General features: G+C 61.9%; 7 protein-coding genes, 2 rRNA genes and 2 pseudogenes. 6 read left to right on the top strand and 5 right to left on the bottom strand.

Annotation, left to right across the window (positions count from 1 at the left end):
* From Y707_RS0104410 to Y707_RS23390, 4 genes are all read left to right on the top strand, one after another.
* A 23S ribosomal RNA gene (locus tag Y707_RS0104410) occupies positions 1-765 on the top strand; the annotation flags it as partial.
* A gap of 207 nt (positions 766-972) precedes the next feature.
* Positions 973-1,089, top strand: a 5S ribosomal RNA gene (gene rrf, locus Y707_RS0104405).
* 148 nt (positions 1,090-1,237) lie between these two features.
* The gene (locus Y707_RS0104400) at positions 1,238-1,744 is read left to right on the top strand and encodes a hypothetical protein (RefSeq protein WP_026534180.1); all 507 of its coding nucleotides are present in this window, start codon (positions 1,238-1,240) and stop codon (positions 1,742-1,744) included.
* A gap of 80 nt (positions 1,745-1,824) precedes the next feature.
* Positions 1,825-2,982: an FAD-binding oxidoreductase gene (locus Y707_RS23390; RefSeq protein ID WP_081744604.1), complete on the top strand. Its 1,158-nt coding sequence runs from the start codon at positions 1,825-1,827 to the stop codon at positions 2,980-2,982.
* Here Y707_RS23390 and Y707_RS32605 read toward each other — a convergent pair.
* Positions 2,904-3,095: pseudogene (locus Y707_RS32605) on the bottom strand (alpha-amylase); the annotation flags it as partial. The gene Y707_RS23390 and the pseudogene Y707_RS32605 overlap by 79 nt on opposite strands.
* A gap of 270 nt (positions 3,096-3,365) precedes the next feature.
* On the opposite strand from Y707_RS32605, the gene Y707_RS33115 reads away from it, so the two are divergent.
* Positions 3,366-3,500, top strand: coding sequence for a hypothetical protein (locus Y707_RS33115; protein WP_275451188.1), 135 nt, complete (start codon positions 3,366-3,368; stop codon positions 3,498-3,500).
* Positions 3,501-3,680: 180 nt separating this feature from the next.
* On the opposite strand, the pseudogene Y707_RS23385 reads toward Y707_RS33115, so the two are convergent.
* The 4 genes and pseudogenes from Y707_RS23385 to Y707_RS0104370 all read right to left on the bottom strand — a co-directional run.
* Positions 3,681-5,015 (bottom strand): annotated as a pseudogene (locus Y707_RS23385) (DUF4032 domain-containing protein); the annotation flags it as partial.
* 61 nt (positions 5,016-5,076) lie between these two features.
* Positions 5,077-6,159, bottom strand: coding sequence for an ABC transporter ATP-binding protein (locus Y707_RS0104380; protein WP_026534179.1), 1,083 nt, complete (start codon positions 6,157-6,159; stop codon positions 5,077-5,079).
* A 185-nt stretch (positions 6,160-6,344) separates the two neighbouring features.
* On the bottom strand, positions 6,345-7,142 hold the full coding sequence (gene otsB, locus Y707_RS0104375; protein WP_026534178.1) for a trehalose-phosphatase: 798 nt from the start codon (positions 7,140-7,142) through the stop codon (positions 6,345-6,347).
* Positions 7,135-8,601 carry an alpha,alpha-trehalose-phosphate synthase (UDP-forming) gene (locus Y707_RS0104370; RefSeq protein WP_051441641.1) on the bottom strand — a complete coding sequence of 489 codons (1,467 nt, stop codon included), beginning with the start codon at positions 8,599-8,601 and terminating at the stop codon, positions 7,135-7,137. Before Y707_RS0104370 ends, otsB begins: the two co-directional genes overlap by 8 nt.
* Positions 8,602-8,810: 209 nt before the next feature.
* Between Y707_RS0104370 and Y707_RS0104365 the strand changes: the two genes are divergently transcribed.
* Positions 8,811-9,704: a DsbA family protein gene (locus Y707_RS0104365; protein WP_026534176.1), complete on the top strand. Its 894-nt coding sequence runs from the start codon at positions 8,811-8,813 to the stop codon at positions 9,702-9,704.
* Positions 9,705-9,819: the final 115 nt, after the last annotated feature.

Here is a 9,819-nt window from a genome sequence, read left to right as displayed (position 1 = left end):
CGCCAGTGTCGGTGGAGTCATCGTTGAAATACCACTCTGGTCACTCTGGACATCTAACTTCGGCCCGTAATCCGGGTCAGGGACAGTGCCTGATGGGTAGTTTAACTGGGGCGGTTGCCTCCTAAAGAGTAACGGAGGCGCCCAAAGGTTCCCTCAGCCTGGTTGGCAATCAGGTGGCGAGTGTAAGTGCACAAGGGAGCTTGACTGTGAGAGCGACAGCTCAAGCAGGGACGAAAGTCGGGACTAGTGATCCGGCGGCACATTGTGGAATGGCCGTCGCTCAACGGATAAAAGGTACCTCGGGGATAACAGGCTGATCTTGCCCAAGAGTCCATATCGACGGCATGGTTTGGCACCTCGATGTCGGCTCGTCGCATCCTGGGGCTGGAGTAGGTCCCAAGGGTTGGGCTGTTCGCCCATTAAAGCGGTACGCGAGCTGGGTTTAGAACGTCGTGAGACAGTTCGGTCCCTATCCGCTGCGCGCGCAGGAAATTTGAGAAGGTCTGTCCTTAGTACGAGAGGACCGGGACGGACGAACCTCTGGTGTGTCAGTTGTACTGCCAAGTGCACCGCTGATTAGCTACGTTCGGAGAGGATAACCGCTGAAAGCATCTAAGCGGGAAGCCAGCTTCAAGATGAGATTTCCATAGGTGTTAAGCCTGGGAGGCCCCCAGCCAGACCACTGGGTTGATAGGCCGGACGTGGAAGCAAGGACTAAAGACTTGTGAAGCTGACCGGTACTAATAGGCCGATAACTTACACCACTCACCACCGGTGCGTGAACGTTTCAAAAGGACGTACACCACAACGACCGGCGGTAAGACCAATATGCTACGCGTCCACTATGTGGTTCCCACCCAACAACCCAAGGGTGCCGAACCAAAAACAGAATACACAACACCAAGCAACACAGTTGTAACCCAAAAAGCTTCCCCAACACCCCTCCAACGGGTGAACCAGGGGACATAGAGTTACGGCGGTCATAGCGTGGGGGAAACGCCCGGTCCCATTCCGAACCCGGAAGCTAAGACCCACAGCGCCGATGGTACTGCACCCGGGAGGGTGTGGGAGAGTAGGTCACCGCCGGACCCACATTAAGAGTGCGGGCCCCAAACCACCACGTGGTTCGGGGCCCCCACCCATTTAACGGCACATTCCCGTGAACTAGACTGGCGGAAGCAGGCTCGAGTGGCATGGATCGGACCGCTCGGCCACCGGAGCTGGAACGGGGACTACCATGACGTCGGATCCTTTAGATCCACGAGCGATCTCCATAACCGGGGCTTGGAACAATTCAAGGGTAGTCCGGCCCGCCGTCGGGGTCATCGGAAGTCTCATCGCAGTAATAGCCCTGACCTCCCTGAAATGGAACGATGCCGCCGGAACCACGGGTATCCTGTCGACCCGGATGTTCCTAGTGGCCTATGGACTGGCCGCGGTTGTGGCCGTACTGGGCCTGGTTCCTGCCGATCTGTGGGGGACGCGCGAATCGCGGAAAACCTGGTCCCCCTTGCCAGCGTGGCTGCATTATCTGACCACGGGCGTTCTGATTGGGGTAGCTATCGGGATCACCGACTGGCACCTTATTCAGCCCACAGAAGCGACGCATCTGTGGTGGACGTTGTTCATGGTTATGGGTCTGCTCGGTCCACAGGTGGACAACCGGAGGATTGAGAGAAGGCAGCGCCGGCGCCTGGATAAGGGAGCCACTGCCGGGTATAGGGAGAAAGCGCAGCAGCGGTAATGCACGGCTGGATGCTTGACGCACCGCACCTAGCGGCGTTCCAATTTCCGACCCACCCCCGGCGCCGGTAGGCTCTGGCTATGCCAGAGCTACAACTCACCGACCTGATTTCCTCCCTGCCTGCGGACGCCATTAGTACAGACGCAGACCAGCTTCAGCGCTACTCCACAGATCTGGGACCTGTCGTGGACTTGCAGTTGCCGGCAGTGGTGGTGTGGCCCGGAACCATTGAGGAGGTTCAAACGGTACTTGGCTGGGCCTACCGGACCGGAACCGTCGTGGTTACGAGGGGTGCCGGCACAGGCGTTTCGGGCGGGGCACATGCGACCGCCGGGTGCATTGTCTTGAGTTTGGAGCGGATGAACCGTATTCTCGACATCCGGCCGGACGATGAGCTTGCGGTGGTCGAGCCCGGGGTGGTCAATGCTGACCTGAATGCCGCCGTCGCCGAATACGGGTTCATGTACGCACCTGACCCTGCCAGCTACCGGATTTCAACGATCGGCGGCAATATCGCCACCAACGCCGGCGGCTTACGGTGCGCCAAGTACGGCGTGACCCGGGAAGCAATCCTGGCCCTCGAGGTCGTCCTCGCCGATGGAACACTGATCCATACCGGTCACCAGACATTCAAAGGCGTCGCTGGATACGACCTGACCGGTCTAATCGTCGGATCGGAAGGAACCCTGGGAGTTGTGGTTGGGGCGACGGTCCGGCTCAAGTACCTGCCGGACGAAGTACACACCCTCGCGGCCTTCTTTCCGGATTTCAGAATCGCCGCGGCCGGGGTGCTCGCCGTCGGCAAGGCGCGGATTCAGCCGGCAATCATGGAACTGCTTGACGCTGCGACGATGTCTGAACTCGACCGTCAGTTCGGCTCCAGCCTGAGCGACCGCGGCACCGCGCTGCTGCTCATCCAAACCGACGGGTTCGGCGCCGCGGCCGAGGCGGAAGAGATTCGTCGGGTGCTCTCCTGCCTGGGCTCTACCATCAGCACCGAGAATGCGGCGGAAGCCGAAAAGCTGGTTGAGCTGCGCAGGAACAGCCGCGGGATGGAAAAGCCCGAAGAATATCGCGTCGGCGAGGATGTCGCGGTGCCTCGTTCACAGCTTGTGCTCTACGTTGCAGAGCTGGAACGGATGGCGGCGGAGCACGGGGTGAGCCTGCGCAGTCCGGCGGTGATGCCGGCAAGGTCGCCGACGCCGTCGCCGTTGAGATCGCGGAAGGAACGAGGATAGATCTGGTAGATGACCGACGAGCGCCACCAGCGCAGGTCGCGGTCCGCAGGGTGCAGCAGCACCGGCGATGACGCTTGGGCAGTGCCGGCGGGTGCGGTTACTGAATTTTCCATGACGGCCATTTTAGGTCGCTCCGGCCCATAATGGAAACGCTTGCAGACAGTAAGTGGGCTTACGGCGGGTGCGTCCTATGCGGCTGAAGGGCGGGGCAGCGCTTGCAAGGGGGAACGGAGTGGAAACGCTTTCATCATTGAAATGATGAAGGTCCATCATCGCCGGTGCCGACGGCCGCAGAGGATGAGAGTGAGTGGTGTCACTCGTGCTGGAAGTGGCGTAATCTCTAATCAACGGAGCCATCCAGGCCCCAAAGATTGGGAGCAACGATGTCTGATAAATCGCCGCACAAAGGGCTGGCCAAAAAGGCCGGCAAGTCGCTGAAGGAAAAACGGGCGGACAAGAAGGCCAAAACCGCTGGCAAGGACGCCGCCGAAGGCATTGCCAACGTCAAGAAGCACTAGAGCCCCAAGGGCAATTCCCCTCGTGAATCTTCAGCGAGGGGAATTGCCAGGTTCTGTTCCTGGATGCTGTTCCGGCTCATCACTGTCCGGGTTGCTGGATGCCGGCGTACCGTGAGCGGGATGGCTGGCTGCTGGTTCGCCTGCCGGATCGTGATCCGGCGCGTCGCCGGCATCATTGCCCTGGAGCACGTTCAGCGTTTTGGTATCCGGGTTCAGCAGGATCGCGGCCTCGTCCCGGCGGTGCCGCAGCACATCATCCAGGTAGGACTGCACAGTTTCGGCCAGCGGGACATCCCTGTCCTGCTTCTCGGACATGTACCAACGGTGCTCGAGGACCTGGTGCACGACCTCGGCCGGCTCAAGCTTGCCCGCAAGCTCCCGCGGGATCGCCCGCACAATAGGTTCGAATACATGCGTCAACCATGAGTGGGCGCTGATTTCCTCGTCCAGATGTGGATAGTACTCCGCCCGGTACTGGTCCAGATCGTTAAGCAGTCTGCGTGCCTGGTTCTCCTGTACGTCCAGCCCCGTCAGCCGGATGAGCCGCCGTGGATGGTGGCCGGCGTCGACGACCTTGGGCTGCAGCTGGATCCGCGATCCCTCGGAGTCGGTATTGATCGAGTACTCCTCGACGTCGAAACCGAGCTCATTAAGCCGTTCCACGCGCGCGGTGACCCGCCAGCGTTCCCCGGCGCCGAAGGTCTCCTTGCCTGTCAGCTCGTTCCAGAGCCGTCGGTAGCTGTCCATGATCCGCTCGCTGGTCGCCAAGGGATCGACATGTTCCTCGATCAATCCGCCTTCAAGCAGGTCCATCAGCTCACCGGCGATGTTGACCCGTGCGATCTCCAGGTCGTACTCACGCTGGCCGGATGAGAGTGAGGGGTAGATTTCTCCGGTTTCGGCGTCGACGAGGTACGCGGCGAACGCCCCGGCGTCGCGCCGGAAGAGGGTGTTGGAGAGGGATACGTCTCCCCAGTAGAAGCCGATCAGGTGCAGCCGGACCAGCAGCAGGGCCTGGGCGTCGATCAGACGGGTAAGGGTGTCGCGGCGCAGTTTCTGGGAGAACAGTGCGCGGTAGGGGAGCGAGAATTTCAGGTGCCGGGTGACGAGGACCGGGTTGAGCTCCTCGCCGTCGGGCGTTGTGCGGCCGCTGATCACGGCGACCGGTTCCACCGAGGGAACATCGACCTTCTGCAGACGGCGCAGCACATGGTATTCGTGCCGGGCGATGTGTTCACTGGTTTCCTTCACGGCGATGACGGAGCCGCCCAGATGTGCGAACCGGACCACGTGCCTGGAGATGCCTCGCGGCAGGGCAGCGAGATACTCGTCCGGCCACTCCTCCAGGGTGATATGCCAGGGCAGGTCCAACAGCCCCGGATCGGTGGCAGCAGCTGTGATGCTCAGGGAACCCACAACGTTGGCGGGAGGCAGCCCGGCATTGCGTGGCAGTTTGCCCTGTTGTTCCCAATCGCTGGGTTCATGCCACTGGGCGTCACCGGAAAGCTCACTCATCATGCTCCCATCTTAAGCACGCACGGCACCGGAGCCGCGGATTCAGCCAGCTGACAGGGCTTTAGTCGCCGAGGCGAAGTCCTGTCTTGGAATCGAACACGTGGACGTGGCCCTTCTGCGGACGGACCCAGACGATTGCACCCTTTTCCGGTGGCCGGCGGCCACCGACGCGGACAATCATGTCATGCGACTGGTCGTTGACCATGGTGTGGCCGAAGATGAACGCGTCGGCGCCCTGCTCCTCCACGAGGTCAGCCTCAACCGAGAGACCCTCACCTTCAGGAACAAGCTCAAGGTCCTCGGGGCGTACGCCGAGGGTGACCGTATTGCCGGCCGCGGCCTGGAGTGCTTCCTGTCCGGCGTCGTAGGTCGTCCCGCCGAACTGCACCCCGCCGTCGACCACGGGAAGTTCGAGCAGGTTCATGGCCGGCGAACCGATGAAGCCGGCGACGAAGACGTTGTTCGGGTGGTCGTACAACCGGCGGGGGGTGTCGACCTGCTGCAACAGTCCGTCCTTGAGCACGGCAACGCGGTCGCCCATGGTCATGGCTTCGACCTGGTCGTGCGTGACGTAGACGGTGGTGACACCGAGGCGGCGGGTCAGCGAGGCGATCTGGGTACGGGTCTGGACACGCAGTTTCGCATCGAGGTTCGAGAGCGGCTCATCCATCAGGAAGACCTGCGGATTACGCACGATCGCGCGGCCCATCGCAACACGCTGGCGCTGGCCGCCGGAAAGAGCCTTCGGCTTGCGCTCCAGGTAGTCCTGCAGGTCGAGCAGCTTGGCGGCGTCACGGACACGCTCGGCGCGTTCCTCTTTGCCGATACCTGCGATCTTCAGAGCGAAGCCCATATTGTCGGCGACCGACATGTGCGGGTACAGCGCATAGTTCTGGAACACCATGGCGATGTCGCGGTCCTTGGGCGGGACATCGGTAACGTCGCGGTCCCCGATCATAATGCGGCCGGCGTTCACATCCTCGAGGCCTGCCAGCATCCGTAGTGAAGTGGACTTTCCGCAGCCCGAGGGGCCGACCAGTACAAGAAATTCCCCGTCCGCGATGTCGAGGTCGAGCTTGTCCACTGCGGGACGCTCGGTACCCGGGTACACCCGGGTGGCTTGGTCAAACGATACCGTTGCCATGTTTATTTTTCCCTTCACCGGCAGGTACGTGCCGGACGATCCGTTGTGAATGGTGAATATTCAGTTATTTGGGCTGTGCCCGGAGGTGACGTGGTTCACGTCCCTGAAGAAGTATGGCAGAAAAAATCCGACGGCGCGCATCGGCGACGTAACAAGGCTCACACGAGTGGATGAAAAGAGGGCGGCTAGCGGGTGACGGTGGTGCGCAGTTTCAGCAGGGTTTCGAGCAGATCCTGCACCTGCTCCGGGCTTTCGACCCGGTATCCGGCGCGGCTCTCTCCAGGACCGATTTTTACCCCGACATCCTCCGGCCCCAGCACGGCCATCGCATGCTCATCGGTGACGTCGTCGCCCGCGAAGAGTACCGCCGTCGCGCCCGTTAAAGACCGCAGGGTTTCGATGCCCCGGCCTTTATCGGAATGCACCACGCTGGACTCTACGACCTTTTTGCCCTCGGTCACGCTAAGCCCATCGACCTCGTTCAGCTCCCTCAACGCCGTCTCCGTTGCCGCAGCGGCGACATCCGGTTCCGCGGTGCGGGTGTGAAGTACGACGCCGGCGGGTTTGGTTTCGATGTGTGTACCGGGATGGGCTTCAACAATGCGTTCGACGACGGCGGTGGCCTCCGCAAGCAGCTCCCGCGCCGCAGGGTCCAGCTCCAGCGGTTTGCGGCCCGGACCGGTCCAGGTTTCGGCGCCGTGGCTGCCGATCAGCAGCGTCTTCTCCCCGGGCGAGGCGAGCAGCCGCAGGGTGTCCAGAGCGCGCCCGGAGATCAGCGCCGTCGTCGTCGCCGGCAGTGCTGCGAGCTCCGCGAAAGCCTTCGCCGAGCGGGGAAGCGCCCTGGCGTCCTCGGCCCGGTCGACCAGCGGAGCCATCGTTCCGTCGAAGTCCATGGCGACGAGCAGCCGTTCCGCAGCGGCTACCCGTTCGAGGGCATGGCGCAGGTCTTCGGGAAGGGTAGCGCCGTCGTCGTTCTCACTCACTGGCGGTGCCTCTGTCGGCGGTGACTTCACGCAGGGTGTTGAGGAATGACTGCGACCAGTGCTCGACATCGTGGTCCAGGATTTCGCGCCGCATTTTCTTCATTCGCCGCTTCGCATCATCCGGGTCCATATGGACGGCCTTCAAGATGGCTTCCTTTAGCCCGTCGATATCGTGCGGGTTTATCAGCACCGCTTCATCGAGCTGGTCCGCGGCCCCGGCGAACTCACTGAGCACCAAGGTGCCGTTCGATTCCACCCGCGCTGCGACGTACTCCTTGGCCACCAGGTTCATGCCGTCCCGCAAAGCCGTCACCAGCATGACGTCGGCGGCCAGGTAGAGCGCAACCATTTCCTCCAGCGGGTAGCTGTGGTGAAGATACCGAACCGCAGTGTGTTCGATGGTGTCGTGCTGGCCATTGATGTGCCCGACCGAGCCCTCGATTTCCTCCCGCAGAATCCGGTACTGCTCCACGCGCTCGCGGCTCGGGCTCGCAACCTGGATCAGGACGGCGTCCTCGACGGTCAGCGTGCCGTCGTCGAGCAGCTCAGAGTACGCCTTGAGCCGGTGGCCGATGCCCTTGGTGTAGTCCAGCCGGTCCACGCCGAGCAGCACCTTCGTCGGATTTCCCAGGTCGCGGCGGATCTGCGCCGCGCGTTCTATGATTTCGTCATCGTGGGCGAGCTCATGGATTTTCGTGCTGTCAATGGAGATCGGGAACGCTTCAGCCCGGGCAATATGGCTGACCTCGCCGTCGTCGTCCTGGACGTGGACAAACTGCTGCTTGACGCTGTAGCCGCGGAAGCGCCGGGCCGAACGCATGAAATTGCTCGCGTCGCTGGTGCGTTGGAAACCGATCAGGTCCGCGCCGAGCAGGCCATCGATAACCCGTCCCCGCCAGGGCAACTGGGCGAAGATTTCGGTCGGAGGGAACGGGATGTGGTTGAAGAAGCCGATGCAGAGGTCCGGGCGGAGCCGGCGGAGCATCTGCGGCACGAGCTGGAGCTGGTAGTCCTGGACCCAGACGGTGGCGCCTTCGGCGGCGACGAGCGCCGCGGCATCGGCGAAACGCTGGTTGACGCGACGGTAGGCCTCCCACCAATGGCGGTGGAACTCAGGTGGGGCGACGACGTCGTGGTAGAGCGGCCACAGCGTCGCGTTGGAGAAGCCCTCGTAGTAATACTCAACCTCATCGGCGCTGAGACTGACGGGGATGAGGCGCATGTCGTTGTGGCTGAACGCGTCCAGGCGTTCGCTCGTTGCGCCGTTCCATCCGATCCACGCGCCGTCGGCCTTCGCCATGACGGGGGCCAGCGCGGTGACCAGACCGCCAGGGGAGCGGCGCCAGGAAGCGTTGCCGTCGTCGTCGACCACCCGGTCCACGGGAAGCCGGTTGGAGACGACTATGAAGTCATATTCGCGCTGGTCCTCGTCACCGACCTGCGTGCTCAAGTCCTCCAGCTCGCTTGAAGGATTTTCGCCGGTATCAGCGGTTGCGGATGCAGTCACAGTTGCTCCCTACGTCGATTCGCCCCATACAGACTCTAACGTTTATGGAAACTTTCTGTTCCGCTGCTTCGTTTTATATGACGGTGCATGAAATTGCTGGCTAAACTGGCAAAGTTGCCGTTTTCCGTGGTCCGAGGCCACGCCCAACAACACGAGGATTTATGACTCCGCAGAACAAAGGTAAGCCGTCCCGCGCCGAGCGTACGGCCGAGGCGCGCGAAAAGTCCCGCAAGATCCGCGAGGAACAGCAGAAAAAGGAAAAGCGGAACCGCCTGCTGGTGCGTTGGGGAGTCGTCGCCGGGATCGTCGCTATTATCGCCATCATCGCGATCATCGTGATGCAGAACGTCCGCGGCCAGATAGCTGATGAGGGTCCGACGGCGGCAAACACCAATGAGTACGGCGGCATTGTCATCGGCGCCGATAACGAGGTGTTGACCAACGATCCGGCTGGGAACATTTCCGCCGATGACCTGCCGGACGAAGCGCCGCAGCCGGAAGGGGACGGACCTCTCGTTCCGCCGGGAATCGAGCCTTCCGAAGAGGGCGAACCCGTAAACGTCGTGCTGTTCGAGGACTTCCAGTGCCCGATCTGCAAGCAGTTCGAGGAAACCTTCGGTGGCCAATTGCAGGAGTTGCAGAACGAAGGCGATATCACCGTCGAGTACCGCATCATCAGCATTCTGGACCGGGCCACATCGACGAACTACGCGTCCCGGGCTGCCAATGCCGCTAAGTGCGTTGCCGATGAGTCACCCGAAAACTACACGGCCTATTCGAATGCACTCTTCGAGAACCAGCCTCCCGAGGACGGTGGCGAGGGACTCTCGAATGAACGCCTGACCGACATGGCTGCGGAGGTTGGAGCCGATGGGCTGGGCGAGTGCATCGACAGCACCAAGTTCCGCCCCGCCGTGGAAATCCAGACCGAGCGCGCCGGAATGTACGGCGTGAGCGGGACCCCGACGGCCTTCGTGGACGGGGAGAAGTGGAACCCGCAGGAAGTTCCCTCGTTCATTGACTTCGTCGAGCAGAAACTCCAAGCGAAGCAGTAATTCCCAGTAGTCCAGGCGGGCGCGGTTTCCTACGACCGGCCCGCTTGGGCTAACCTTGTTTAGCGCGTTGAAGTTCCGCCGTTAAGGCGGGAACGACGACGTCGGCCGGCTTGCT

Origin of the sequence: Arthrobacter sp. H14 (assembly GCF_000520495.1) — a bacterium.
Lineage (GTDB): Bacteria > Actinomycetota > Actinomycetes > Actinomycetales > Micrococcaceae > Arthrobacter_C.
The sequence above is the reverse complement of the archived record's forward strand: the minus strand, read 5'-3'. Positions and strand labels throughout refer to the sequence as shown.

Excerpts from the sequence above, each read along its gene's own strand:
- Y707_RS0104400 (WP_026534180.1), top strand. The coding sequence starts at position 1,238 with ATGACGTCGGATCCTTTAGATCCACGAGCGATCTCCATAACCGGGGCT.
- Y707_RS23390 (WP_081744604.1), top strand. The coding sequence starts at position 1,825 with ATGCCAGAGCTACAACTCACCGACCTGATTTCCTCCCTGCCTGCGGAC.
- Y707_RS33115 (WP_275451188.1), top strand. The coding sequence starts at position 3,366 with ATGTCTGATAAATCGCCGCACAAAGGGCTGGCCAAAAAGGCCGGCAAG.
- Y707_RS0104380 (WP_026534179.1), bottom strand. The coding sequence starts at position 6,159 with ATGGCAACGGTATCGTTTGACCAAGCCACCCGGGTGTACCCGGGTACC.
- Y707_RS0104365 (WP_026534176.1), top strand. The coding sequence starts at position 8,811 with ATGACTCCGCAGAACAAAGGTAAGCCGTCCCGCGCCGAGCGTACGGCC.